Below are 26,859 nucleotides of genomic sequence, written 5' to 3' on the forward strand. Positions count from 1 at the left end.
CATGACCACGCGTTCCGGCCCCGCTCCCCGCGCCCTCAGCGCCTGCGCGCCCTGGGTCCGCACCCGGCTGCGCACCGCGCCCGGCGCCGCGTCCGCGCTCGCGGCACTCGTCCTGCTGACCGCGTTCCTGGCGGCCGGCTTCCCCCGCGCGGTCGACGCGTACGAGACCGACGGGCTCCGGGACGCCGTCACGTCCACCACCCCGCGCCGCAGCGTCCTCGAACTCTCCACGCCGCCGCCCGGTCTTGAGCACCCCCGGGCGGTCCGGGAGGACGCGCTGCGCGCCACCCAGCTCGCGGGGACGTACCGCGAGTCGCTGCGGAAGCTGCCGGAACCGGTACGGGCCGACGCGCACGAGTCCTCGTACGGGGTGCGGACCGCCCAGCCGATCGCCGCCGCCGATCCGGGCCTGCCCCGGCCGTACGGCCTCGACCCCCAGTTCACGTACGCCACCCCGTCCGCGCTCACCGGCCACAGCACGCTGCGGGCCGGCCGGTGGCCCGCCGTCCGGGGCGAGGTGACGGCGGCCACCGCGGAGGTGGAGGCCGCCGTCACCGAGGAGACCGCCGCCGCGCTGAAGCTGCGGCCCGGATCGGCCGTCACCGTGCCGAAGCAGAACGGCGCGTCCCTGACCGTCCGCGTCACCGCCGTCGTCGCACCGCTGCGTCCGGAGAACAGCTACTGGTCGGCGGAACAGCTGCTGCGCACCCCGTCCCTGGTCGCCAAGCCGACCAAGGAGACCCCCCGCTACTACTGGACCGCCGCGTTCCTGCTGCCGCAGGACGCCGGTCCGGTGCTGCTCGCCACCACCGGCGAACCGGAGCTGTACTGGCGATTCGCGCCCGACGCCACCCGTCTCACCGGCCTCGACGTGCCCCGGCTGCGGTCCGCGATCGCCTCGCTGGAGGGCGGCCCCGAACTGCTGGGGCTGCGCGATGTCGCGGGGCCGACGGCCACCCTGACCACGGACCTGGACGGGGTGCTCGCCGGATACGGGGCGACGCGTTCGGCGATCGGTCCGGTCGTCACGGTCGCGGCGGTCGGAACGGGCGCGGTCGCCGCGGTCGTCCTGCTGATGACCGGCGGACTGATCGGCGCCCGCCGCCACACCGAACTGGCGCTGCTGCGCTCGCGCGGCGGTTCGCTGCGCGGCATCGGCCGGCGGCTGTTCGCGGAGACCGCCGTGACCGTGGTCCCGGCCGCCGCGCTGGGCCTGCTGCTGGCCGTGACGGTGGTCGGCGGGGCCCGGCTGTGGCCCGCCGTGATCGGTGCGGCCGGGGTCGCCGCGCTGGTCTGCGTGGCTCTTCCGCTGCGCACGACGCTGAGCCACATCACACCGATGCTGCACGGGGACCGGGACGACGTGATGAACGCCCGCCCGTCCCGGCGGCGTACCGTCGGCGAACTCACCCTGCTGGTCCTCGCCGTGGGCGCGGTCGTCGCCCTGCGGCGGCGCGGCACCGGGGACGGCGGCACCGGGAGCGGGGCGGCGGGCGGCACCGACTGGCTGGTCAGCTCGGCGCCGGTGCTGGCCGGACTGATCGCGGCGCTGGTCCTCGTACGGCTGTACCCGCTGCCGCTGCGGCTCGCGTCCCGCGCCGCCTCACGCACGCGCGGAGCGGTCGGCTTCCTGTCGCTGGCGCGCGCCGGACGCTCCTCGGCGGACGGCACCCTGCCGCTGCTCGCACTGCTGATCGCGCTGACGACGGCGGCGTTCGGCGGATCGGTGATCGCGGGCGTCGCCCAGGCCAGGGACGACGCGGCGGTGCTCGCGACCGGCGCCGACGCCCGGATCGGCGGCCTCGGCGACACGGCCCCGCTCCCGGACCGCCTGCTGAGGTCGGTACGGGACGCCACCGGGGTACGGGACGTGGCGCCGGTCCAGATCGAGTACGGGGTCCCGCTGCCGCCGGACCCGAACGGCTTCGAGGACGCCAAGGGCACCACCCTGATCGGCGTCGACCCCACGACGTACGCCAGGCTGGCCGGGCGGACCGGCCTCGGGGAGTTCCGCCCGGACCGGCTGAAGGCGACCGGCCCGGCCGCACCCGAGGGGGCCGTGCCGTCCGAGGACCGGGTGCTGACCGCCATCGCGTCCCCGTCGGTCGCGGCGCGGCTCGGCGACCGGCCACGCGACATCCAGTCACTGGCGGGGGACTTCAAGGTACGGGTGGTGGGCACCGCGTCCCGTACCCCGGCCGTGGACGACACCGACTTCCTGGTCGTCGACGCGGCGTCCCTCACCCAGCGGCACACCACCACGCTGCTGGTGACCGGCGACCCGCTGGACGCGGGGGAACTGCGCGCGCTCGCCCACCGGGAGGGCAAGGACTTCACCGTCCAGCTGCGGTCCGAGACGCGGGAGGCGTTCGTCGACACCCCCTTGCAGTCCGGCGCCGAGCGGATCTACGGCTTCGCCGTCGCGGCGGGCGCGGGATACGCCCTGCTCGCCGTGGGGCTCTCGCTGCTGCGGACCGCACCGGAACGCACCACCCTGCTGGCCCGGCTGCGCACCATGGGCCTCACCACCCGGCAGGGCCGCAGGCTGCTCGGACTGGAGGCGATGCCACAGGCGTTGCTCGCGGCCGTCGGCGGGCTGCTGGTCGGCTGGGCGACGATCGCCCTGCTGGCACCCGGAATCGACCTGGCCGGGCTGGCACTGGCCGGGGCCCCCGGCTCCGGCGCGCTCACCGCCGCCCGGCTGCGGGCCGACCCGTGGTCGCTGACGCTCCCCGCGCTCGGCGTGGTCGTCCTGACCGCGCTGGCGGCCGGGGCACAGGCGTGGTGGGCGAGCCGCCGCGGAACGATCACCGAACTCAGGGCAGGAGACCCCCGATGACGTCGTCGTCGCCGACCGAGACCACTCTGGCGGAACTCGAAAGGCGGGCCGCCGCGCACCGCGACCGGCCGTCGTACGGTCATGACGCGCTGATCGCCTGCGACCGGCTGGTACGCGTCTTCACCACGGACGGGGTGGAGGTGCAGGCCCTTCAGGGTCTCGATCTGCTGGTCTCCGAGGGCGAGTTGATGGCGCTCGTCGGCGCGTCGGGCAGCGGGAAGTCGACGCTGATGAACATCCTCGCGGGCCTCGACGTGCCGACGGCGGGTTCGGCGAAGGTCGCGGGCCGCGATCTTCTGTCGATGGGCCCCAAGGAACGGCTGCGCTACCGGCGGGAGGTCGTCGGATTCGTCTGGCAGCAGACCGCCCGCAACCTCCTCCCCTACCTGACGGGCATGCAGAACATCACTCTGCCCATGCAGTTGCGTGGCCGGGGCAGCGGACGCGAGCGGGCCGCGCGGGCGGAGTCACTGCTCACGATGCTGGAGGTGGCGGACTGCCGCGACCGGCGCCCGCGGCAGATGTCGGGCGGCCAGCAGCAACGGGTGGCGATCGCGGTCGCCCTCGCCAACTCCCCGTCGGTGCTGCTGGCCGACGAACCGACCGGCGAGCTGGACTCGGCGACCGGCGAGCGGATCTTCGCCGCGTTCCGCCGCGCCAACGAGGAGCTGGGCACCACGATCGTGATCGTCACCCACGACCAGGCGGTGGCGAGCGAGGTGCGGCGCACGGTCGCGATCCGGGACGGCCGTACGTCCTCCGAGGTGCTGCGCCGCACCGAGGTCGACGCGGCGACCGGCCAGGAGTCCCAGGTGGCCCGCGAGTACGCGATGCTCGACCGGGCGGGCCGGCTCCAACTGCCCGCCGAGTACACCGAGGCGCTGCGCATGGAGCACCGGGTGATGCTGGAGCTGGAGCAGGACCACATCGGGATCTGGCCGGACGACGACCGGGCACCCTGACCACGGGTGCCCCGGGGCCGGGCGGCGTTCAGCCGGTGCTGGCGGTCACCCGGTGCTGACGGTCACCGAGAGGCCGCCGAGTCCGGGCCCGGGGCCCGGGCCGGCGCCGCGCAGGGCGACCGAGCCGAAGGGGGTGCGCAGCCGCAGCCAGGAACCGGCGGCGAGCAGGGCGACCGGGAGGTCGGGGGCCGGGCGGAGGAATCCCAGCGACTGGGCCGCGTGGACGGCGCGCAGCGGGAGGTCCGTGTCGCCGACGGTGCGGGACCAGATGTCGTGGCCGATCCGGTCGCGTTCCGTCCGGGTGCGGCGGTCCTCGGCCAGTGCGGCGTCGCGGGTCCTGAACTCCTCCACCGCGCCGGACAGCGCGGCCCGCAGGGCCGTCGGGTCCGGCAGCCCCGGCTGTTCGCGCCACCCGCCGCGCGGCGGGAGGAGGCCCGTCCACGGCGGCCCGGTGACGGAGGCGGGCAGCCGGCCCGAACCGGTCGACTCCTCAAGCGTTTCGAGGAGTTCCCCGGCCGAGACGGTGACGTCGAACGTGCCGGTCTCCGCCGTGTCCGCCAGCCTCGCCGTGCGGACGGCCAGCACCTCGAAGGAGGGCGGCCTCCCGAACACCGCCAGCGCTCCGCCGCCCGCCTGCAACCGGACCGCGGCGGCCCGGTCGTAGTGGAGCAGCCGGCCGAGGAAGGCGGCGAGATCCGCCGCCTCCCTCGCGTCGGCGAACAGCAGCTGCCGTACGGACACCGTCATACGGAGGCGGGCTCCTCTGCGAGGTACTCCTGGAGGAACAGCCGCTCCTCGGCGGTGATCCGCCGGGGCCGGGCCTCGGTCAGGTCGTACGGCACGACGACCGTCGAGGCGCGTACGTACACCTGCTCCTCGTCCTTCACCTCGTAGCCGATGGTCAGCGAGGCGGCGCCGATCCGCGTGACCCACGATTCGACGGTGACCGGCTCGTGCCGGTGGACCAGCGGGCGCAGGTAGTCGATCTCGTGCCGGGCCACGACGGACCCGCCGGAGAACGACGGCGAACCGTCCCCGGGCGCCAGCCGGAACATGAAGTCGATGCGGGCCTCCTCCAGGTAACGGAGGAAGACCACGTTGTTGACGTGCCCGAAGGCGTCCATGTCCGACCAGCGCAGCGGGCAGCTGTAGATGTGGCGAGCCAACGGGATCAGCCTCGGGTCAGCTTCTTGTAGGTGGCGCGGTGCGGCCGGGCGGCGTCCGCGCCCAGTCGCTCGACCTTGTTCTTCTCGTACGACTCGAAGTTGCCCTCGAACCAGTACCACTTGGAGTCGCCCTCGTACGCCAGGATGTGCGTGGCGACGCGGTCGAGGAACCAGCGGTCGTGGGAGATGACCACGGCCGCGCCCGGGAATTCGAGGAGAGCGTTCTCCAGCGAGGACAGGGTCTCGACGTCGAGGTCGTTGGTGGGCTCGTCGAGGAGCAGCAGGTTGCCGCCCTCCTTGAGCGTCAGGGCCAGGTTGAGGCGGTTGCGCTCACCACCGGAGAGGACACCGGCCGGCTTCTGCTGGTCCGGGCCCTTGAAGCCGAACGCGGAGACGTACGCCCGCGACGGCATCTCGACCTGGCCGACGTTGATGTAGTCCAGCTCGTCCGACACGACGGCCCAGAGGGTCTTCTTGGGGTCGATGTTGGCGCGGCTCTGGTCGACGTAACTGATCTTGACCGTCTCGCCGACCTTGATGGCGCCGGTGTCCGGTGTCTCCAGGCCCTGGATCATCTTGAACAGCGTGGTCTTGCCCGCGCCGTTGGGGCCGATGACGCCGACGATGCCGTTGCGCGGCAGCGTGAACGACAGGTCCTCGATGAGGACCTTGTCACCGAACGCCTTCGACAGGTTCTCGACCTCGACGACGATGGAACCCAGACGCGGGCCCGGCGGGATCTGGATCTCCTCGAAGTCCAGCTTCCGCATCTTGTCCGCCTCGGCGGCCATCTCCTCGTAACGGGCGAGGCGTGCCTTGGACTTGGTCTGCCGGCCCTTGGCGTTGGAGCGGACCCACTCCAGCTCCTCCTTGAGGCGCTTCTGCCGCTTCTCGTCCTTGCGGCCCTCGACCTTGAGGCGGGCCTGCTTCTTCTCCAGGTACGTGGAGTAGTTGCCCTCGTAGGCGATCGCGCGGCCCCGGTCGAGTTCGAGAATCCACTCGGCGACGTTGTTCAGGAAGTACCGGTCGTGAGTGACGGCGATGACACAGCCCGCGTACTTCGAGAGGTGCTGCTCCAGCCAGTTCACCGACTCGGCGTCGAGGTGGTTGGTGGGCTCGTCGAGGAGGAGCAGGTCCGGGGCCTCGATCAGCAGCTTGCAGAGCGCGACGCGGCGCTTCTCGCCGCCGGAGAGGTTGGTGACGGGCCAGTCGCCGGGCGGGCAGCCCAGGGCATCCATGGCCTGCTCCAGCTGCGCGTCGAGGTCCCACGCGTTGGCGTGGTCCAGGTCCTCCTGGAGCTTGCCCATCTCGTCGAGGAGCGCGTCCGAGTAGTCCGTCGCCATCAGCTCGGCGACGTCGTTGAAGCGCTTGAGCTTGGCCATGGTCTCGGCGGCGCCGTCCTGGACGTTCTCCAGCACGGTCTTCGCCTCGTCCAGCTCCGGCTCCTGCATGAGGATGCCGACGCTGAAACCGGGCGACAGGTACGCCTCGCCGTTGGACGGCTGCTCCAGGCCCGCCATGATCTTCAGCACCGTGGACTTACCGGCACCGTTGGGGCCCACGACACCGATCTTCGCGCCGGGCAGGAAGTTCAGGGTGACGTCGTCGAGGATCACCTTGTCGCCGTGCGCCTTGCGCGTCTTGCGCATGGTGTAGATGAACTCAGCCAAGAGAAACCGTCCGGCAGCAATAGATGTGTGGGCAGATACACCCCATCTTGCCTGACGTCCACCCCGGGACGAAAACGGGTAGGCCAAACCTCTCCGGCCGGGGCGCCGCGGCGGACCCGCCGCGCAGTCGACCGGTCGACGTCGGCCGTCACCGGTCGCCACCAACGGCTCTGGTACGGCCCACGGACGGCCCGGCGCCCTTGTGGGCGCCCTTGCGGGCGCCCGTGCGGACCTCCGTGCGGACCTCCGTGCTCGAAACCCGAAAAGTCTGGCCCGAGCGCCCGGCACGCGGGCTCTCCCGCCCCGATACGTCCTCCGTACTCCGGTTTCAGTTCCTGCGGAGGGCGAAGACCGCTCCGCCGCCGACGACGACCAGGACGAGGGCGATGCCCGCCGTCAGCGCGGTGCCGCTGGAACCGCCGGTCGCCGCGAGATCGCCCGCAGGGCCGCCCGAGCCTCCGCCGGCCGAGGCGGGGGCGGGCTGGTTGCCGCTCTGGGTCCCGACGCGGGACAGGTCGCCCGCATCCGTGACGGCGCTCGCGGTGGTCCTGCAGTCCAGGACGCCCTTGAAGGTCTTCTGGAGCCCACCGGGACCGATGACCGTCAACGCGTACGGCTGGTCCTCGGCGACCGGGACCGTCACCGTCCCGGAGCCACCGGCCGCGACGGTGTGCTCGATACCGACCAGCTCATAGGTGAACGGCTGGTCGCCCTTGTTGGTGGCGGTGACGTCCACGCTGCCCAGGGCGCAGTTCTTCCTCGCCGAGAACGCCGGGACCGCGCCCGTCGCCGCCCAGGTGGCGGTGGTGCCCGCGGAGACCGTGGAATCGCTGGACCCCGCCAGGATCTGGGTCTGGCTCTTGCTCGACGCGGCGAAGACCCGGCCGACCGGGACCGATGTCGTCGCCTGGACCGCCAGCGACGCGGAACCGTCGGCGGCGTCCGCCGGTACGTCGAAGTACAGCTGGGAGCCGTTGGCCGCCGCGACCACGGGTCTGCCGTTCCTGTCGGTGACGCGGACCCCGCTGGAGGAGTCGGCGGGCGGGGTCACGGAGACCTGGGCGGCGGCGGTGCGCACGGTGACCGGCCCGAGCCGCTGCCCCGACCTTCCCGAGACCGTGGTCATGTCGAGGGCGAGGGACGCCCCGGGCTCGGCGGTGTCGCGGGCGTGCTTCTGCAGCCAGTCGGCGAGCTTCTCGGCCTGCTTGTCGGCGGCGTTGACCGTGGCCTTGTCCGAGAAGCGCCAGATGGCGACCTGGGTGCCCGCCGCCGCGGTTCCCTCCGTGAGCGGTCCGGTGCCCGCCTGACGGGCGAGCGCCGAGAGGTCGTCGATCCGCGGGTAGGAGTGCTGAAGTATCCAGCGGATTCTGCCCGCGTTCCGGTTGGCACCGAGCGAGGTCTGGTCCCAGGACGTCTCCAGGTACCCCGCCTGGTCCTGGGTCGGGTTGTGGATGTCGACGGAGTACGTCTTGAGCCTGCCGCCGCCGTCGACGGTCATCTCGAAGAGCCCGGCGGGCAGCTCCCGCTTCCCGCCGTTCACCACGAGGACCGCACGGTCGAAGGTCTTCAGCCCGTCCAGCACGGCGGTCGCGCCGCCCTGGTGCTGAGGCGCGTCCTCCGCCGCGGCGGTGCCCGCGCCGGCGGCGACCAGCCCCGCCAGCAGTACCGAGGCGGCGATCCTCGCGGCACCTCCGCGCCCGGCGGTACGCGCGTCCCCGTCTCCCCCTGAACGTCCGCCCTCGCCTCTGCGGCGGCTCCGGCCCCGTACGGAAGAGGCCGCCACCAAGGACGAAGCAGACCAGCCGGACCGAGCGGACGCCGAAGACGCGAAAAACACAGAATTCCCCTCCGGGCGAGACCCTGACGCAGGGTGCGCATGTGGGAAATGCCTCGCCAGCAGACTCAAGTGCCCCGTGAGTACTGGGAAATCCTAAGGACGAAACGATCAACAATCCCCCGTCGTACGGTCGGACAACCATTCCGAATCGGAATCGTTATCGTCCGTACGGTCGACACACCGCCTTCCGGCCGCAAGGTCACGAAACCGTCTCCATGACGCGGTCCACGTCACCTTCGACGCTCCCGCCCCCCTCACCCTCACCCATTCCGGCTCTTTCGGCCCTTTCGGCCCCTCTTGCGCCTCGATGGCCGGTCACACCGTGTTCCCGCTGAGCCACATGCCGCGTCCACTGATCCTCGGCCGGTCCGGCCGCGCGGGTCAGCAGCCCTGAATCCGCCTTGACCACACGCCGGAACGCCGCCGTCCCGCGCGTCAGGTCGTGGCCCACCGAAATGGCCTCGACGTCGACGAACGTCTTTCGCTGCCCGTCCCGTTCCTCCTCACGCACTTTCAACCTGCCGTGCACGATGAGAGGTTCACCGACGGCGACGGACGAGGGCAGATTCGCCGCGAGTGCCCGCCACGCGAACACCGTGTAGAAGCTGGTGTGTCCGTCTGCCCAGAACTGTTTCTCCCTGTCCCACCGCCGGGCCGTCACCGCGAACCTGAACCGTGACATTCCGCCGGTCGCCGTATCCCGGAACGTCACACCCGTCGCCGCATTGCCCACCAGCGTCACCAACGTGTCATTCATGTCCCCGCCTCCCCATGCGTCGATACGCATCGATTCATCGACTTCGTCTACATCGTCAACGTCGCCGACTTCTCCGACTTCTCCGACTTCGAGCCCGGACCGGTCGCACGGGCAGAAGCCCGTCGACCGGTCCGACCCGATCGCCGTCGACCGCGGTGTCGCGGTCACTGATCTCATGCTGGGGGAAATACGGGAATCCCGCTGGTGCCTGTGGACTACCCGCCAGTTGTGGAAAACTCCGTCACCGCCGCATACCGCTCCCGCACCTCCCGGTAGCGGGCCAGCTCCGCCGACACCGGATCGAGCACCCTGGCCCTGCCGCAGCCCGCCGCCGCGTCCCGCAACCGGCGTTCCGCCTCCTGCCCGTACCGCCGGGCCGGCCCACGCGCCGCAGCACCGCACAGCCATTCGACCAGCGGACCGCCGACGGTCCCGCCCAGCACCACGACGGCCGGCGTGAGCAGACCGGATTCGAGCACCCCGACCAGTCGTCCGATCAGCCAGAGAGCGCCGAAGACCTGGAGCGACGTCATCGACACCTGCGCCAGTACGGCCACGGGCCACCACGTCGGCCTCGGCGGCCTACCCGCCGCGCGCGCCGCACGCGTCCCACGCGCACCACCAGCCCTGCCGCGACCGCTCACCGGGGCATTCGGCGCCCCCGCACCCACGTCCGCACCCGTCTCCGCCCGCCCGACCACGTCCGCCTCATGCCCGGCACCCACACCGCCGTCACCGTCACCGTCGGCAGTGTCGGCATCGGTGGTTTCCGCCCCCGCTCCTTCCCCCCCTCTTTCCCCCACTCTCTCCCCCGCGCCCGCCCCCACACCGGCTCCGGCTCCCGCCACCGCCTTCGCCGCCAACTCGTCCAGCGCCTCCGGCAGCCCCTCGGCGCCGTGCACCGCGGCCTCGCGCACGGCCTGCGCCCAAGGCGCGGGCAGCCCCTCCGTGGCATCGTCCGCGACCGCTCGTACCGCCTGTTCCACCCGCTGCCGCGCGGTCAGTTCCACCTCCACCGGGGGCGGGTCCTGTGCGAGCCGCTCCCTGGCTCCGGGCCGCCGCGTGCTCTCGTACCGGCGCCACAGGCGCAGCCACGGCGTTCCGCAGGCCCGTCCGGCGTTCCTGCGCCACTCGCGTTCCGCCGCCTGCCCCGCCGCCGCGGCGCCGACCGCCTCCGCCAGCCGGTCGGTGAACTCCTCGCGGGACCGCTCACCAAGACCAAACCGGCCCTCGGCGACGTACACCGGACGGAGTCCCGCCGCCACGGCGTCCACGTCGGCGGAGAGCCGCCGCGCCGCGGCCGTGCGCTCCTGGACGAAACTGCCGAGCAGTTCGCGCAGTTCGTCGACGCCCTCGCCGGTCAGTGCGGACAGGGCCAGGACGGTCGCACCGGGGTCGCCGTGTTCGCCGACCGCCATGCCGTCGTCGTCGAGCAGCCCGCGCAGATCGTCCAGGACCTGGTCGGCGGCGTCGCCGGGGAGCCGGTCGATCTGGTTGAGGACCACGAAGGTGATCTCGGCGTGCCCGGCCAGCGGTCGCAGATAGCGCTCGTGCAGGGCGGCGTCCGCGTACTTCTCGGGGTCGACGACCCAGATCACCGCGTCGACCAGACCGAGTACCCGGTCCACCTGTTCCCGGTGTCCCGCCGCGGCCGAGTCGTGGTCGGGCAGGTCGACGAGGACGAGCCCCTGAAGTGCCTCGTCCGCCTCTCCCCCGCCCGGGGACGGTGAGCGCCGCAGCCGCCCGGGGACGGCGAGCCGGTCGAGAAGTCCGTCCGCGCCGTCCGTCCAACTGCACGCGACGGGCGCGGCGGTGGTGGGGCGGCGCAGGCCGGTGTCGGAGACCTGCGCGCCGGCGAGGGCGTTGAACAGGGTGGACTTGCCGCTCCCGGTCGCCCCCGCGACGGCGACGACCGTGTGCCGGGAGGAGAGCCGCTGCCGCGCGGCGGCCTCGTCCAGCACCCGTCCGGCCTCGGCGAGGGTCACCCGGTCGAGGCGGGCCCGGGACAGGCCGACGAGTTCACGCAGGGCGTCGAGCCGTGGCCGGAGCGGCCCCCCGGACGCCCCGTACACCTCATATGCCTCGTACGCCTCGACCTCGGGGCGCACCTCGTTGTCGGACACGTCCGCCAGCTCGTCGGCACGCTCCTGGGCGACGACGGCACGTCGGGCGATGAGCCCGTCGTCCCAACGTCCACCCCGCCCACCCCGTCCGTCCCGCTCACCCTGCTCGTCCCACACGTCATCCCCATCCCGCTCGTCCCACGCGTCATCCCCGTCCTGCTCGTCCCGCGACTCGCGCGCGTCCCACTCGGCCCGAACCTCCCGTGCGTCCCACGTCTCCTGTGCCTCGCGTGAGTCCAGCTCATCCCGCACTTCCCGCGCGTCCCGCACTTCCCGCGCGTCCCGCACTTCCCGCGCGTCCCACTCGTCCTGAGCCTCCCGCGCGCCCCTCGTCTCCCGTGCCTCGCGTGAGCCCCACTCATCCCGCGCCTCGCGCGCCTCCTGCGCGTCCCATGCGTCCCGCCCATCCCGGCCGTCCGCGCCCACCCGCGCCACGCCCCGGTCCGGCTCTTCGTTCGTGAGGGCAGTCACCGCTGCCACCTCTCCTTCTGCAGTAGGGACAGCGCGGCGATCAGCTCTGCTTGCGATTCGGGGGTCACGTCGAGTGCGTCGAGCGGGGCGAGCCGCCGGTCGCGCTCGGCGTGCAGCACCCGGTCGACGGTGCCGGCGAGCAACGCCGCGCCCTTGTCCCGCAGTCTCAGCGCGCCCTGTGCGCCGATGCGTTCGGCGAGTTGTTCCCCGGCCGTACGGGCCCGGTGCCCACCGAGGAGCGCGGCGGTCAGCAGCGCGGCCACGGTCCCGGGATCGGGGGCCACGTTGCGCTCCAGTTGCCCGACCTCTTCCTCGGCCAGTTCCTCCACGACCCGTCGCCACCGCCGTACGGACACGGCGATCCGGCCCCGGACGTCCTCGGCCGGGCCCCAGCAGCCCGTCTCCCGGCCGGGCCCCCCGAAGCCGAACGCCCCGGCGGCGGGATCACTCGACCAGGCCGTGCGGATCTGCTCGTCGGCGGCGGCCACGGCGCACTGGAGGAGCGCGGACAGGCTCTCCACGAGGGCGTCGAGCAGTTCGTCGGCCGTGCTGTACAGCGGGTAGCCGCGCCATCGGGTGCGCGCGTCCCCGGCCAGCACGGCGCCGTGCCTCAGCCGTTCACCCACCCGGTCGCCCTCCGTGCGGTACGTGTCCTCGACCACCGCGGTCAGCCGTACGGCGGCGGCGTACTGCGCGGCGACGGCTCCGGCCAGCTCCGGCAGGCGGACGTTCAGCGAGTCGATGACCCCGGTCGCCGTACGCCCCACGGCCTGCTGACGGGCCGCCGGGTCCTGGGCGCGATGGCTGAGCCAGGCACGCAGCGGGGCCACGGCGGTGGTGGGCAGCAGCCCGCTGCCGCCGCCCGCCGACTCGGGCAGTTCGGGAATCGTGAACCGGGGCACCTCACCGAGCCCCGCCCGGGTGAGCAGCGCCCCGTACTGCCGTGACACCTCGCCGATCACCTGGTGCGGTACCCGGTCGAGGACGGTGACGAGGGAGGCGTCGTACTCCTTGGCGGTACGCAGCAGATGCCAGGGCAGGGCGTCCGCGTACCGCGTGGCGGTGGTGACCATGACCCATACGTCGGCGGCGCAGATGAGTTCCGCGGCCAGCATCCGGTTGCGTGCGACGAGCGAGTCGATGTCGGGGGCGTCGAGGAGCGCGAGCCCGCGCGGCAGACCGGCCGCCGTCTCGATCCGCAGGGCGGTGCCGGCCTCCTCCGCCGCCGGGTCCGGCTCCTCGTCCCCGGGCGCTCCGCCCGCCCCGCCGAACCGCCGGAGCCCGCCGTACTCGGCGCGCTCCCGCCCGAACTCCACGCACCGCGCCGGCTCCCCGAACCGTCCGGGTCCCGTCGGCTCCGCGGTTTCCTGGAGCGGCAGCCGGACCCGGGTCAGCCGGGGAAGCACCCGCGCCTGCGTGAACCAGTGCCGGTCGTCCGGGTGACACACCAGTACGGGGGTACGCGTGGTCGGCCGCAGCACTCCGGCCTCGCTGACGCGTCTCCCCACGAGTGAATTGACGAGCGTGGACTTGCCGGCGCCGGTCGAACCGCCGATGACCGCGAGCAGCGGCGCCCCGGGGTCCTTGAGCCGTGGCACCAGATAGTCGTCCAGCTGGGCGAGCAGTTCGGCCCGGGTCTGCCGGGCGCGCGTGGCCCCCGGCAGGGGGAGCGGAAGACGCACGCCCGCGACACGGTCGCGCAGGGCGGAGAGTGCGTCGATGAGCTGAGGTCGTACGTCCAAGGTCACCACATGTGAAGAATGCCCAATTTTGGAGCCTTTTTGAAGCGTATGGGCATGTCTGCGCGGCGGTTCTACCCGCAGGACGAGAGGGGACGAGTGGGGCGCAGGCATAACGAGTGCACAACACCCGGGGCGCGAGGCGTCAAAAGCGATGCATGAATCGCACCTACCTGCGATTATCGGTTCGCTTCACCGAACCTCCACATCGTGCCACGCAGGTGAAGCAACCGGGTCGAGGTGATCGGAGCCCTATCCTTGTCCCGGCAAGGTCACGGACCGGCCCGGTACCAGAACTCCAGGCCACCGAGGCCCACCGCCCGGCCCCCGTAGCTCAGTGGATAGAGCAGGCGCCTTCTAAGCGCTTGGCCGCAGGTTCGAGTCCTGCCGGGGGCGCACACAGCCTCTCACCAGTAACGACAGGTGAGGGGCTTCCTGTTCCCCACCGAGCCTGTTGCCCAACGGGCACGACGCGCTCACGCCAAGCGCCTCCGGCGTTTCGCGCATCGGGCGTAGCACCTGGGGACACCCGCGGCAGGGGGACACCGAGCACCGCGCCGGCTGGGCTTGAAGCCGCCGGTGGCTGAAGCCGGCGAGCGTAACGTGCTCATCGCGACCGCCGAGAAGAGGATGAGGCCAGGCCATGGGCGACTTCACCGAAAGGGATCTGCGGGTACTGGCAGGGCCGCGTTCTTACGAACGGGGGCTGGGCTACCTGGACGCGGTGACCGGTCTGGAGGTCGGGGACGGCTGGATCACCGCCACCGTCCACGGGACGGACGCGTATGAGGTCCACCTGTCGCTCGACGGCCCGGCGAGCATCACCGGGGACTGCGACTGCCCCTACGGCCTCGACGGCAACTTCTGCAAACACCTGGTCGCGGTGGGGCTCACCGTGCTCGGCCGGCCGGAGAGCCTGCCTCGGCAGCGCACCCGGGCCAAGGCCCGCACACAGAGGCTGGAGACGTGGCTGGCCGCACTCTCGCGGGAGGAGCTGCTGACACTCGTACGGGAACAGGTGGCGCGGGACCGGCAGTTGCGCCGACGCCTGGAACTGCGGGCCGCGACCGCGCGGGCCGACCTGGCCGAGATCCGCGCGCGTGTCACCGAACTTCTCGACATCGGCCCCTTCGCGCGCTACGGATACGTCGAATACGCGGACGCGCACGCCTACGGAGAACAAGCCGCACAGGCGGTGGCCGCGATCGCCGCACTCACCGAAGCCGGACAGCCCGCGGAGGCGATGATCCTCGCCCGGGACGCGATGCGGGAACTGGGCGGCGTCTACGAGCGGATCGACGATTCCCACGGCGCGCTCGGCTCGGTCGGGAGTGATCTCGCCGCGGTGCATCTCGACGCGTGCCGTGCGGCGCACCCGGACCCGGTGGCGACGGCGCAGTGGCTGGTCGGTCACCTGCTCGGTGACCTCAACGAGCTGACCGACATCGACCTGTTCGACTACCGGGACGTTCTCGGCGGACAAGGGCTTTCCACCGTGAGGGAGCTGGTGGTCGACGCCTGGCGCGGCAACCGGTCGGGCTGGGCGGAGAAGTACCTGATGGAGCGCCTGACCAAGGCGGAAGGAGACGTGGACGCCCTGGTCGCCGTGCACGCGGGCGACCTCGCCCCGGACGGCAGCACGCATCTGACCATCGCCCGAGAACTGGACACCGCCGACCGCCCGGAGGAAGCCCTCGTCTGGGCCGAGCGCGGCATCGAGGACACCCCTGACCCCGCCGACCTCGACAGCGGCCTGATCGACTACCTCTGCACCCGCTACCAGCGATCCGGGCAACGACCCCGGGCCGTCGCCCTTCGCCGCGACCAGCTCGCCGCGCGCCGCTCGCTGTCCGCGTATCAGGACCTGCGTGAGGAAGCGCGCGCTGCCGGGTGCTGGCAGGCGGAGCGGGAGGGTGCCCTGGAATTGCTGCGCGCCGACGCGGCCCACCGCACGAAGGGCCGGTACGGCGGCCGGGCCCTGGTCGACGCCCTGCTCGACGACGACGAAACCGAAGCGGCCTGGCAGGCCGCCACCGAGACGGGTGCCGACGCCCGACAGTGGCTCCTCCTCGCCGATCGCGTACGCGACACCCGGCCCGCCGATTCGCTGCGCGTATACCTGGAGCGCGTCCAGCCTCTGAGGCGCGAAACGGGGAACGCCGTCTACGAACAGTTGGTGGTCCTCCTGCTGAGCGTCCGCGACTGCCATCGCCGACTGGGATCGCCGGACGAGTTCACCGCCTACCTGGACGAGCTCCGCGCCGATCAAAGGCGCAAGCGCAATCTCATGCGTCTCCTCGACCAGCACGGGCTGTGACGCGGAGGTATCCGTTTCGACCACCGGGCCGCCCCGCCTCGTCACCCACCGCGCCCAGCACCCGGTCACGCCGAATCCGGACTCTCGGCCGTCCACGAGCTCGAACTGCTCGTCCCCGCGCACAGTCAGGCAGTCGAAACAGGTCCTCCCGGAAGCGTGACGCTCGCGCGAACGCTTCCCCGGGACCGGCGTCGGGCAGCAGACTCGCCTCCACGGCCAGCGACTTGACCGGTGCGCCCTGGTCGGAGCACATGATCGGACGATGGCCGCCCCAGCGTCCCGCGAATGCCCGGCCGGGCCACCCGGTTCGATACGCCGTTCGAAGTCAGTCAGGCAGCGCCACGGTGAGATCCACCTCGACGAGCTGGCCCCGGAAGCCCAGCTGGGCGACGCCCAGGAGCGTGCTGGCGGTGGTGAACGCCGGACCCAGGGCAGACTCGGTGAGCCGACGCCACGCGGCTCCGAGAACGTCCCTCTCATCGCTCCGCACGTAGATCACCGACCGCACCACATGTTCAGGCTGGGCACTCACCGCCGCCAGTGCGGCGAGCGCGTTCGCGACCACCTGGTCGACCTGCGTCTCCAGGAAACCGGAACCGACGAGGTCACCATTTCGATCAAGCGGGCACTGCCCCGCCAGATAGGCGGTACGGCCTGCCTCCACCACGGTGATGTGGTGGTAGCCGGGTGTCTCATGCAGCTGCTCGGGATTGATGCGGGTGATCTTCTCAGTCATGTCAGCGAGTCTGACCGGCGTGATGTCGACACGCACCACGTTTTCTCCACCGGCAAGCACTCCGCAGTGACGTGAGGTCGAAGGAAAGCCGAGCACCCGTCCCCGATCCCCAAGCCCTTGACTTTCCCACTGGGAAAGTGGGACGCTTACTTTCCCGATAGGAAAGTGAGGAATCGTCATGAACGACATCACTCCTGAGCAGGCCGGCAACGCCTTGGACTCGGTCGACCGTGTCCGGCGTCAGGTGGCCGAGGAAGTGGGCCTGCCCCGCGGTTACTGGTGGGCGATGGCTGCCGGCTGGCTCCTGCTGGGCGGGCTCGGTGGGCTGGCGTCGCCGTGGCTGGCCGGGATCGCTACCTCGAGTTTCGGCGTGGGACACGCGGTTCTCGCGTCGCGTCTGCTCGGCGGTCGCCGACGCACGGATCAGTTGCAGATCAGCATGGCGGTCGCCGGGCGCCGCGTGCCGCTGGTCGTGGTCGGCATGCTGCTCGGACTTGTCGCGGTCACCGTCCTCGCGGCGCTCGCGCTCGACGCCGACGGCGCCGACCATGCCGGCCTCTGGGCGACGCTGCTGGTCGCGGCTGTCATCGGGTTCGGCGGGCCGGAGATCCTGCGCGTTCTGCGTCGGTGGGCGCGGGCATGACGAAAGCGCGTTTCGACGAACTGATCCATCCCAGCACCCGACTGTCGCTGGTGGCGGCCCTGGCAGCGGTCGACTGGGCGGAGTTCGCCTTCCTCAAGGACCGGCTCCAGCTGTCCGACTCGGCGCTGTCCAAACAGCTCACGACACTCGAAGAAGCCGGGTACGTCACCACGGAACGCCGTCTCAGCGGCAGCCGCCACAGGCGCTACGCCCGGCTCACCAGCACCGGCCGGGAAGCCTTCAACGGCCACATCGCGGCCTTGCGGGCCATCCTCGCCGACGCGACGGTTCCCGATGACGGAGCTGGGCGGTCTGTGTGAGGGCGAGGACCCGTCGCCGCCCTCACGGGCTCCTCTCGGCCGTGGTCGAGGACAGCCCACGACCGGCGGCGAGCAGGCCCGTTCGCCGGTACGCCTGGCTGAGTGCCTGTGCCGACCCCGTACGCGGTGCCCGGTGGCTCGTGCCGTGACCGGCGGTGTCTGCCCCGTAGGTCACCCCGAAGTTCAGTCCTCGACGGCCACGCGTACCGTCCTGACCTCCGGGTCCGCGGAATCGGGCACCACCATCCCGGCGTCGACGCCGGTACGCAGATAGCGCAGTACGTCGACGGTCAGGCGTTCACCCGGCAGGGCCGCGGGGATGCCGGGCGGGTACGGGGTCATCATCTCGGCGCTCACCCGGTCGGCCGCCTTCTCCCACGGCACGTCCTCGACCCGGCCGAAGTACGCGTCGCGCGGCAGCAGGACCTGTTCGAGTCGGAGCCGGGCGGGGTCGGGCACCTCCACGTGCGGGGCGGGGCGGAGGTCCGGGGCGAGGGCGGGTACCGCTTCGAGGGCGGTGAGCAGGGTGTCCGTGGTCCGCTCGTCGTCGGCGTGGGTGAGCTGGGCGCTGATGCGGCGGTGGTCGGACAGGTGCAGGTTGACCCGGTACCGCTCGCGGAGCCGGTCGGCGATCTCGTACCCCGTCGTACCGAGGGCCGAGATGTCGATGATGACCTGGAGCGGGTCCATGTCCGCCGCGAGGTCCGGGCCGCAGAAGTCGGCCCGTCCGTGGACCCGCATGCCGTCGATCGCGTCGACGCGCGCCCGCACCGAGTGGGCCAGCGCGAGGGTGTCGTCGTAGAGCGCGCGTCCGTGTTCGACCATCTGGCGCCGCCAGCCGTCGAGGGCCGCGTAGAGGAGCACGGACGGACTCGTGGTGCCGAGCAGGTCCTCGCGGCTCTTGAGGACGGCCGGGTCGATCAGGTCGCCCTGGAGGTGGAAGACCGAGCCCTGTTCGAGGCCCGAGCCCATCTTGTGCACCGAGGTGACACAGACATCGGCTCCGGCGTCCATCGCCCAGGTCGGCAGGTCCGGGTGGAAGGGCAGGTGGGCGCCCCACGCCTCGTCCACGATGAGCGGTCTGCCGTGCCGGTGGCAGACGTCGGCGATCGCGGCGAGATCGGAGCAGGTGCCGTACGGGGTGGGGGTGGTCACCAGCGCCCCGCGCGCGTCCGGGTGCTCGGCGAAGGCCGCCGCGAAGGAGGCGGCGGCGGGCGGGTGCGCGAGGTGGCGTTCGGCGTCCCACTGCGGGTCCACCCAGATCGGTCGCATCCCCGCCAGCACCAACCCGGAGACCACCGACTTGTGCGCGTCCCTGCCCACCAGGATCTTCTCGTGCGGACCGGCCACCGCCAGCATGGCGGCCTTGACCGAGAGCGAACTGCCGCAGGTGGAGAAGAACGTGTGCTTCGCGCCCACCGCGTCCGCCATCAGTTCCTGCGCGCGCTCCAGCACCCGGTGCGACGACGAGCGGTCGTCGAGTCCGCTGATGGCCAGCACGTCCGACGCGAACACGGCGTCGCCGAGCACCGCCCGCACGCGGGGATCGGCGCCCCGGCCCTGCTTGTGGCCCGGCGGGGTGAACGGGGTCTGGCCTGTCCGGTGGTACGCGGCCAACGCGTCGAGCACGGGTGCCTGGGAGTGGTCCATGAGATGCCGACTGCCCGGCTCGCGCACCGGCATACCCCACGTCACCGGAACGGGTGGCGGCCAGGGGCGGTCGCGGAGGCCGGCAGACGTTCCGGGCCGGCTTCCGCGACCGCCCCTGGCCACCCCGTCCTCCGGTCACGGTGGTTCGTGGGGTGATCCGGTCACGGCTCGCGGGGCTCTCAGGTCACGGTTTCCGGGCCACCGCGCACCACATCGGGATCACGCCCGAGTCCGGGTCCCCGGCGGCCGGACGCCACTCCGGCAGGGAGACGAGGCCCGGGGCGAGCGGCTCGGTGCCGTCGAGGAAGCGGGTCACCTCGGCGCGGCTGCGCGGGGTCGCCGTGGCGTGTTCGGCCGCGCGTTCGTTGTAGATCCTCATCGACTGGGCCACCTCGTCGGAGGCGATGTCGGAGGCCGGGTGCGACAGGACGACATGGCTGCCGGAGGGCAGGGCGTCGAGCAGCCGGGCGACGATCCCGTACGGGTCCTCCGCGTCCGGGATGTACTGGAGGATGGCCACCAGCATCAGGGCGACCGGCTGCGAGAGGTCCAGGGTCTGCTTCGCCTCGGCCAGGATGGTGTCGACGTCACGGGCGTCGGCCTCGACGTACGCGGTCCGGCCCTCCGTGGTGCCGACGAGCAGCGCGCGGGCGTGGGCCAGCACGATCGGGTCGTTGTCCACGTAGACGACACGGGCGTCCGGGGCGACGGACTGGGCGACCTCGTGCGTGTTGTCCGCGGTGGGGATGCCGGTGCCTATGTCGAGGAACTGGCGGATGCCGACCTCCCCCGCGAGGTGGCGCACCGCCCGGCCGAGGAAGGCCCGGTTGGCGCGTACGGCGGGGACGATGCTCGGGTTGGCCGCGGCCGCGAGCTCGGCGGCCTCCTGGTCGACGACGTAATGGTCCTTGCCGCCCACCCAGACGTTGTACACCCGTGCGGGATGGGCCACCGCGGTGTTGATCTCCACCGGTCGCTCACTCATTGTGTCCACCTTCCGTAGATCGACTTCGATCTTGTGGTGCGGACTGTACCGAGTCCCGCTTCCTGCGGATACAGGTGTCAACTTCGGTTTTACGGGGGCGTTTCCCCGCGGTGGTTCGTCAGGGTGTTTCCCGCGCCGGGGACGCCGGTGCGGTGCCGCGAGGGCGCGGTGGTCCGCCGCGCCCCGTGCCGTCACGGGCCGGCCGTCAACGGGTGAGGACCAGGCTGACGTTGTGCCCGCCGAAGCCGAAGGAGTTGGCGAGAGCGGCGTCCCAACGGCCGGTGCGGTTCTCGCCGCGCACCACGTCCAGGCCGATCCGGGGATCGAGTTCGTCGACGTTGAGGGTCGCGGGGACCGTGCCGTCCCTGAGCGCCAGCAGCGCCGCGACCGCGCCCACCGCCCCCGACGCGCCCAGCATGTGGCCGGTCATCGACTTCGTCGCCGTCACCACCGGGTGGGTCCCCACCGCCCGGACGATCGCCTCCGCCTCCGCCAGGTCACCGGACTCGGTGGACGTGGCGTGGGCGTGCACGACGCCGATGTCCGCGGGGCCGACCCCCGCCGACCGCATCGCCTCCTCGATCGCGAGGACCTGACCCTCCGCGTCGGACGCCGTGATGTGTGCGGCGCTCGAACTCACCGCGCTGCCCGCCAGCGTCCCGTACACCCTGGCGCCCCGGGCGAGGGCGAAGTCCGCCCGCTCCAGGACCACCACTCCCGCGCCCTCCCCCATCACGAACCCGGACCGTGCCACGTCGAACGGGCGCGACACCGCCTCCGGGTTCCCGGAATCCGTGGACAACGCCTTCATCTGGGCGAACGCGGCGAGCGTGAACGGGTGCAGACACGCCTCGACTCCCCCGGCGACCACCACGTCCACCCGGCCGGCCCGGATCAGGTCCTGTCCCATCGCGATGGCCTCGGCCCCCGAAGCGCAGGCGCTGACCGGGGTACGGGCGCCGCCCTTCGCCCCCAGGTCCATGCTCACCCAGGCGGCCGGACCGTTGGGCATGAGCATCGGAACCGCGAACGGGGACAGCCTGCGTGCCCCGGAGCGCTCGAACACGTCGTCCTGGCCGAGCGTGGTGAGTACGCCGCCCGTACCCGTACCGATGACGACCACCAGCCGTACCGGATCGACCTCCGGAGTGCCCGCGTCCCGCCACGCCTCCCGCGCGCTGATCAGCGCCAGTTGCTCGCCGCGGTCCAGCTTCCTCGACGTGACCCGGGGCAGCAGCGCCGCGGGGTCCACCGGGAGCCCCGCCGCGACGTGGACGGGCAGGTCGGCCGCCCACTCCTCGTCGAGGGCCCGCACCCCGGACTTCCCGGCCAGCAGCCCCGCCCAGGACGACGGCGCGTCGGCGCCCACCGGGGTCATCGCCCCGATGCCCGTCACCCGTACCTGACCGTTGTCGTCCATCTCAGCCTCCACTGGCCTGGTAGGAACCGAACAAGGCTCATACCCATCCCGAGGCGGCCTTCCCTGGATCATGTCAGCCGGACGCACGGGGGACAGTTCAGGACTCGACCGATTCCCCGTCAGGGGTTTGTTCGACATCAACAAGGCCGAAGGGAACCGGGTACGCGTCGCACAGGGCCCGGCGGGGTCCCGGGAGGACCCTCCGACGCGCCCGTCAACGGCGCTCCGCCACCACCAGACGGGCGCGTGGGCTGCCGTCGGGCAGCTCCCCGAGGTCCGGCAGCGGCAGCAGCCGCACGTCGAACCCGGCCCCGCGCAGATCGGTGAGCACGTCCGGCAGCCGGAACGTGCGGTAGTACATGACGAAGCGCGGACGCCACACGGCGTTGCGGACCCGCATCGCGGCGTCGAAGGCCAGCAGGGTCCAGTACAGCGGCGAACGGAACCCCGGCGGGGCGGCCACCGGGAAGACGAACCGGCCTCCGGGGCGCAGCGCCCCGTGCACCTGGGCGAACAGCCCGGGACGTTCCCGGGGCAGGAAGTGGCCGAACGCCCCGAGGCTGAGCGCCAGGTCGAAGACGGGGGCGAAGGGCAGCGCCCGCGCGTCGGCCCGGACCCAGTGCACGGCGGCGGACGGCGTCCGCGCGGAAGCGGGCGGGGTCACGGAAGCGGGCACGACGGCGGAAGTGGGCTCGGCGGCTGAAGCGGGTCCGGTGACCGACGCGGATCGGGGCGCGGAAGCGGGCCCGGTCACGGAAACGGGCACGACGGCTGAAGCGGGCTCGGCGGCGGAAGTGGGCTCGGCGGCTGAAGCGGGTCCGGTGACCGACGCGGGCCGGATCGCGGAAACAGGGCCGGTCACGGGAACGGGCGCGGTCGCGGAAACGGGTCCGGTCGCCGCATCAGGCCCGGTGACCGGCGCGGGTCGGGTCACGGAAGCGGGCCCGGTCACGGAAACAGGCGCGGCGGCGGAAACGGACCCGGCCGCCGCATCGGGCCCGGTGGCCGGCGCGGGTGTCTCCCCCCGCGCCGCCCGGCCCACGGTCAGCATCCCCGCGCTGAAGTCCACGCCGGTGACCTGTTCGCGGCACAGCTTCCTCAGCACGTCCACGCCCGCTCCCGTACCGCAGCAGACGTCCAGCCCCGCGTCGAACGGTCCGAGCGGTTCCATCGCGCGGGTCACGGCGTCGAGCACCCGGTCCGGGGTGCGGTACGGCGTCAGGTCGAACTTGGGCGCGAGCAGGTCGTAGCCGCGCTCCGTGGAGGAGAGCGCCTGGACGGCGAGTTCGCGGACGGTGGGGCCCTGCGGAGTGAACATTCCGGTCAGCGTAACGCCCGTGTCCCCGCCGGAGGCGGCCGTCCCCGGCGGGCGCGGCCGGTCGGGTCACCGCCTCAGGACACGATGTCCTTCCGGCCGAACCCCCGGAACGCCAACGCGAACAGGATCAGCGCGTACGTCACCGAGATCGCCGCCCCCTTGACCATGCCGCCCCACTCCAGCTGCGGCTGAAGGGCGTCCGCCCAGGCGAACTGCCAGTGGGCGGGCAGGAATTCGCGCCACGACCCGAGTGCGGTGACCGCGTCCAGCACATTGCCGACGATGGTCAGCCCGACCGCTCCCCCGACCGCGCCGAGCGGTGCGTCCGTCCTCGTCGACAGCCAGAACGCCAGCCCGGCCGTGACCAGTTGGGAGACGAAGACGAACGCCACGGCGAGCGCGAGGCGCGGCACGGCGTCACCGGTCGACAGCGTTCCCCCGGTGGGTAGTTGGAGCGGGCCCCAGCCGTACGCCGCCGCTCCCGCCGCCAGCGCGACCAGCGGCAGCAGCACCATCGCGGCCAGGCTGAAGCCGAGCGCCACGACGAGCTTGCTCCACAGCAGCCGGGCCCTGGGCACGGGCGCCGCGAGCAGGTAGCGCAGCGACGACCAGCTCGCCTCGGAGGCGACCGAGTCCCCGCAGAACAGCGCCACCGGCACCACCAGCAGGAATCCCGCCGAGACGAACAGGCAGGTCGCGGCGAAGTTCGCGGCGGACATGGTCGCCGTGTCCATGAGCGTGATCCGGCCGCTGCCGCCGCGCGAGGACGGGGTGCCGCCGATCGCGAACGCGATGATCAGGACGAACGGCAGCAGCCCGAGGACCGCGCCCATCGCGAGGGTGCGGCGCCTGCGCAGTTGACGCATCGCCTCGACGCGCAGGGGAAGGGTGCGCCGGGCGCGGTAGCCGGGCGCCTCCGGCGCCTCGCAGGTGTGCGAGGTGTGGGGCGCGTGCTGCATGCCGGAATCGCTCATGCCGCACCTCCGACACGCGGAGTGAGCCCCACGACACGGCCCCAGACACTCGGGGTGAACCCCACGACACGGCCCCAGACGTGTGCGGTGAGCCCCACGACACGCGGGATGACTCCCACGACACGGCCTCCGGAGATCGGGGTGACGCTCATGTGGAACCTCCGGTGGTCGGGACGACACTCATGCTGAACCTCCGGAGATCAGGGTGAGGAACGCGTCCTCCAGGCGGCGGTGCGGCCCGACGCCGGTCAACGGCACGTCCAGCCTGACGAGTTCGGCGATCAGCCCGGAGGCCGTGGCGCCGTCGAGCCGTACGAGCAGTCCGTGTCCGTCGTCCGTGCGGACCGCCGAGCCGATCCCCGGCAGTGCGGCGACCTTCTCGGTGAGCGGTTCGGTGACCTCGTCGGCGGTGGTGACCAGCAGCGTGTCGCCCGAGCCGGTGATCTCCGCGACCGGTCCGGCCTGCACGAGCCTGCCGTGGTCCATGACGACCAGGTGCGTGCAGGACTGTTCCACCTCGGAGAGGAGGTGGCTGGAGACGATGACGGTACGGCCCCCGGCCGCGTACCGGATCATGACGTCCCGCATCTCGCGGATCTGCGGCGGATCGAGGCCGTTGGTCGGTTCGTCCAGGATGAGCAGGTCCGGCATGCCGAGCATGGCCTGGGCGATGGCGAGCCGCTGCCGCATGCCCTGGGAGTACGTCCGGACGGCGCGGGCCAGCGCGTCGCCGAGGCCGGCGATCTCCAGGGCCTCGTCGATGCGGGAGTCCTCGGCGGGGCGTCCGGTGGCCTGCCAGTACAGCTCCAGGTTGGCCCGGCCGGACAGGTGCGGCAGGAACCCTGCGCCCTCGACGAACGCGCCGACCCGGGACAGCACGGGTGCGCCGGGCCGGATCGCGTGGCCGAAGACGCGGATCTCGCCCTCGTCCGGCCGGATCAGCCCCATCAGCATCCGCAGGGTGGTGGTCTTGCCCGCGCCGTTCGGTCCGAGGAGGCCGAGGACCTGCCCCTTCTCGACGCGGTACGACAGGTCCCGTACGGCGTACCGGTCCGTGGACCCGGCGTACTTCTTCGACAGCCCGGTGATCCGCAGCGGTACGTCGGCGAGCGCGGGATCGGGCGCCGGGGTCGCGGTCCGGCGGCGGCCCGTGAGCAGCAGGGCCGCCGCGATCAGCAGGGCGACGGCGGGCAGCCCCCAGGTCCACCAGGGGAGGGTCGCCGACGCGGTCGTCACCTCCGGGGCGGTGGGGACGGTCAGGGGACCGTCGAGGGCGACGGTGTACGAGGCGGGTTCGACCGGTGACGCGTAACCGAGGTCGGTCGCGGACAGCACCAGGCGCAGCCGGTGCCCGGCGACCAGTTGGTGGTCGACGGCGGGCAGGGTCAGCCGGACGGGCCTTCCCTGCCGGTCGGGGCCGATGCGGTACGGGGTGACGAGCTGGGCGGGCAGCACCTGCTGCTTCCCGTCCGGCGACACGTCGTACACCTTGCCGAAGAGCACCGCGTCGCCGTGGTCGGCCCGCACGGTGACGCGGACGGTCGGCGAGCCGGTGACGCGCAGCGAGGTGTCCAACGGCTCGGAGTCGAAGCGCGCATGCTGTCCGGGGAAGTCGATCGACAGTCCGCCGACGCCGAGGGACGAGAGCTGCGAGAGTCCGCCGCCGACGCCCGGGACGGCGGAGATGGCGGGTGGTTCGGCTCCGGCCGGGTTGCGGAAGGTGCGGGTGCGGGTGTCGCCCAGCGCGATGTCCTCGCCGCCGCTCAGCAGTCCCGGGTAACGGTCTCCGCTCGCGCCCCGCTGGAGGGCGGCGCCGTCGGTGGAGTCGATGCCTCCGGTGCGGGTGACACGGAAGGCGGGGCCGGTGCCGACGCCCTTGTCGTCCTTGAGGTAGCGGTCGAACCAGTCGCCGATACGTTTCTCCACGCGCCCGGTCTCCAGGTCCCCGCCGTCGTGACCGCCCGCGATCCAGTCGACGGCGACGGGTGCGCCGTTGGCCCTGATCGTCCGGGCCATGGCGTCGGCCTGGCCGAGCGGGAACAGCGAGTCGGTCTGGCCCTGCACGATCAGTGCGGGCACCTTGACGCGGCTGCCGACCGCGACCGGGGAGCGCTCGGTGAGCAGCTTCCGGGCCGCGGCGTCCGGCTTTCCGGTCACGGCGACCCGCTCGTACATCCGGCACAGTTCCCGCTCGAACTTCTCGCAGCCGCCACCCGATGTGACGAAGATCCCCGCCCAGAGCTTCTTGAAGACGCCGTCGGGGAAGAGGGCGTCGGCGAGGTTCCAGTAGGTGATGCGCGGGGCGATGGCGTCGACGCGTTTGTCGTACCCGGCGGCGAGGAGCGAGACCGCGCCCCCGTACGAGGACCCGGTGACGCCCACCCTGGGGTCGCCTTCGGCGTCGAGCAGCACCTCGGGCCGCCGCGCGAGCCAGTCGATGAGCGCGGACACGTCCTTGACCTCGCGGTCCGGGGCGTTGAGCCCGATCTCCCCGGTGGACCTGCCGAATCCACGGGCGGACCAGGTCAGCACGGCGTATCCGTCCCCGGCCAGCTTCCGGGCCTGGTCCTGGACATCGTCCTTGCTGCCGCCGAACCCGTGCCCGATCAGCACGGCGGGCCGGCGTCCGCCACCGTCCCCGCCGCCGCCCGTACCGCCGCTCTCCGCGGTGAAGTACGAGGTGTCGATCCGCACCCCGTCCACGTTCATCATCCGGTCCGTCCGCCGCACGACGGGGGCGTCGTCGGCGGCGACCGCGGTCCACGTACCGGCGCCCGCGAGCACGGCGAGCGCGGCCAGGGCGGCGGCCCACCGGCCGCGCCCTCGGGGCCACCGGGGCTTGGGGATCTCCATACCCACCGACCCTAAGGGTCCGCCGCCCACCGCCCGCACGCCCACCGCCCGGACGTCGCGTCGCGGCCCGGGGACGAGG

At 72.4% G+C, this 26,859-nt stretch carries 18 protein-coding genes, 1 tRNA gene and 2 pseudogenes; 6 read left to right on the forward strand and 15 right to left on the reverse strand.

The window, feature by feature from the left end:
* Nucleotide 1 precedes the first annotated feature (1 nt).
* Both PZB75_RS08675 and PZB75_RS08680 read left to right on the forward strand, forming a co-directional pair.
* Complete coding sequence (locus tag PZB75_RS08675; protein WP_275534718.1) at nt 2–2,839, forward strand: FtsX-like permease family protein; 2,838 nt, start codon at nt 2–4, stop codon at nt 2,837–2,839.
* Entirely contained in the window at nt 2,836–3,801 is a 966-nt protein-coding gene (locus PZB75_RS08680; RefSeq protein WP_275534719.1) for an ABC transporter ATP-binding protein, read from the forward strand. Before PZB75_RS08675 ends, PZB75_RS08680 begins: the two co-directional genes overlap by 4 nt.
* Before the next feature lie 45 nt (nt 3,802–3,846).
* Here PZB75_RS08680 and PZB75_RS08685 read toward each other — a convergent pair whose 3' ends face one another.
* The 7 genes from PZB75_RS08685 to PZB75_RS08715 form a co-directional block, all read right to left on the reverse strand.
* Nucleotides 3,847–4,548, reverse strand: coding sequence for a hypothetical protein (locus PZB75_RS08685; RefSeq protein ID WP_275534720.1), 702 nt, complete (start codon nt 4,546–4,548; stop codon nt 3,847–3,849).
* The gene (locus PZB75_RS08690) at nt 4,545–4,967 is read right to left on the reverse strand and encodes a thioesterase family protein (RefSeq protein ID WP_275534721.1); all 423 of its coding nucleotides are present in this window, start codon (nt 4,965–4,967) and stop codon (nt 4,545–4,547) included. The genes PZB75_RS08685 and PZB75_RS08690 overlap by 4 nt, the downstream gene beginning before the upstream one ends.
* A 5-nt stretch (nt 4,968–4,972) precedes the next feature.
* A complete protein-coding gene (ettA, locus tag PZB75_RS08695) occupies nt 4,973–6,637 on the reverse strand; it encodes an energy-dependent translational throttle protein EttA (protein ID WP_275534722.1) in 1,665 nt (554 codons plus the stop codon).
* Nucleotides 6,638–6,965: 328 nt separating this feature from the next.
* On the reverse strand, nt 6,966–8,420 hold the full coding sequence (locus tag PZB75_RS08700) for a thioester domain-containing protein (RefSeq protein WP_275538640.1): 1,455 nt from the start codon (nt 8,418–8,420) through the stop codon (nt 6,966–6,968).
* A gap of 253 nt (nt 8,421–8,673) precedes the next feature.
* Nucleotides 8,674–9,231: a single-stranded DNA-binding protein gene (locus PZB75_RS08705; RefSeq protein ID WP_275538641.1), complete on the reverse strand. Its 558-nt coding sequence runs from the start codon at nt 9,229–9,231 to the stop codon at nt 8,674–8,676.
* Between the two features lie 215 nt (nt 9,232–9,446).
* Nucleotides 9,447–11,471 carry a GTPase gene (locus PZB75_RS08710; protein WP_275538642.1) on the reverse strand — a complete coding sequence of 675 codons (2,025 nt, stop codon included), beginning with the start codon at nt 11,469–11,471 and terminating at the stop codon, nt 9,447–9,449.
* A 350-nt stretch (nt 11,472–11,821) separates the two neighbouring features.
* The gene (locus PZB75_RS08715; protein ID WP_275534723.1) at nt 11,822–13,567 is read right to left on the reverse strand and encodes a GTPase domain-containing protein; all 1,746 of its coding nucleotides are present in this window, start codon (nt 13,565–13,567) and stop codon (nt 11,822–11,824) included.
* 320 nt (nt 13,568–13,887) lie between these two features.
* Here PZB75_RS08715 and PZB75_RS08720 point away from each other — a divergent pair.
* Nucleotides 13,888–13,960: transfer RNA gene (locus PZB75_RS08720), tRNA-Arg, on the forward strand.
* Between the two features lie 247 nt (nt 13,961–14,207).
* Entirely contained in the window at nt 14,208–15,881 is a 1,674-nt protein-coding gene (locus PZB75_RS08725; RefSeq protein ID WP_275534724.1) for an SWIM zinc finger family protein, read from the forward strand.
* A gap of 325 nt (nt 15,882–16,206) precedes the next feature.
* Here PZB75_RS08725 and PZB75_RS08730 read toward each other — a convergent pair whose 3' ends face one another.
* Nucleotides 16,207–16,617 carry a RidA family protein gene (locus PZB75_RS08730; protein ID WP_275534725.1) on the reverse strand — a complete coding sequence of 137 codons (411 nt, stop codon included), beginning with the start codon at nt 16,615–16,617 and terminating at the stop codon, nt 16,207–16,209.
* A gap of 178 nt (nt 16,618–16,795) precedes the next feature.
* Here PZB75_RS08730 and PZB75_RS08735 point away from each other — a divergent pair, with 178 nt between their 5' ends.
* Entirely contained in the window at nt 16,796–17,260 is a 465-nt protein-coding gene (locus PZB75_RS08735; RefSeq protein ID WP_275534726.1) for a hypothetical protein, read from the forward strand.
* Nucleotides 17,257–17,580, forward strand: a complete 324-nt coding sequence (locus PZB75_RS08740) for a transcriptional regulator (protein ID WP_275534727.1) — start codon at nt 17,257–17,259, stop codon at nt 17,578–17,580. Before PZB75_RS08735 ends, PZB75_RS08740 begins: the two co-directional genes overlap by 4 nt.
* 183 nt (nt 17,581–17,763) lie before the next feature.
* Here the strand turns inward: PZB75_RS08740 and PZB75_RS08745 are convergent, their stop codons facing one another.
* The 7 genes and pseudogenes from PZB75_RS08745 to PZB75_RS08775 all read right to left on the reverse strand — a co-directional run bounded on the left by PZB75_RS08745 (nt 17,764) and on the right by PZB75_RS08775 (nt 26,780).
* Nucleotides 17,764–19,230, reverse strand: a complete 1,467-nt coding sequence (locus PZB75_RS08745) for an ornithine decarboxylase (protein ID WP_275534728.1) — start codon at nt 19,228–19,230, stop codon at nt 17,764–17,766.
* Nucleotides 19,231–19,414: 184 nt separating this feature from the next.
* The gene (locus PZB75_RS08750) at nt 19,415–20,215 is read right to left on the reverse strand and encodes an SAM-dependent methyltransferase (protein ID WP_275534729.1); all 801 of its coding nucleotides are present in this window, start codon (nt 20,213–20,215) and stop codon (nt 19,415–19,417) included.
* A gap of 205 nt (nt 20,216–20,420) precedes the next feature.
* The gene (locus PZB75_RS08755) at nt 20,421–21,635 is read right to left on the reverse strand and encodes a beta-ketoacyl-[acyl-carrier-protein] synthase family protein (RefSeq protein WP_275534730.1); all 1,215 of its coding nucleotides are present in this window, start codon (nt 21,633–21,635) and stop codon (nt 20,421–20,423) included.
* 214 nt (nt 21,636–21,849) lie between these two features.
* Nucleotides 21,850–22,263: pseudogene (locus PZB75_RS08760) on the reverse strand (class I SAM-dependent methyltransferase); the annotation flags it as partial.
* Between the two features lie 402 nt (nt 22,264–22,665).
* A pseudogene (locus PZB75_RS08765) lies at nt 22,666–22,953 on the reverse strand (methyltransferase domain-containing protein); the annotation flags it as partial.
* Between the two features lie 74 nt (nt 22,954–23,027).
* Nucleotides 23,028–23,927, reverse strand: coding sequence for an ABC transporter permease (locus PZB75_RS08770; protein ID WP_275534731.1), 900 nt, complete (start codon nt 23,925–23,927; stop codon nt 23,028–23,030).
* Between the two features lie 180 nt (nt 23,928–24,107).
* Nucleotides 24,108–26,780, reverse strand: a complete 2,673-nt coding sequence (locus tag PZB75_RS08775) for an alpha/beta fold hydrolase (RefSeq protein ID WP_275534732.1) — start codon at nt 26,778–26,780, stop codon at nt 24,108–24,110.
* Nucleotides 26,781–26,859: the final 79 nt, after the last annotated feature.

This window comes from Streptomyces sp. AM 4-1-1 (assembly GCF_029167625.1).
Taxonomy (GTDB): domain Bacteria; phylum Actinomycetota; class Actinomycetes; order Streptomycetales; family Streptomycetaceae; genus Streptomyces.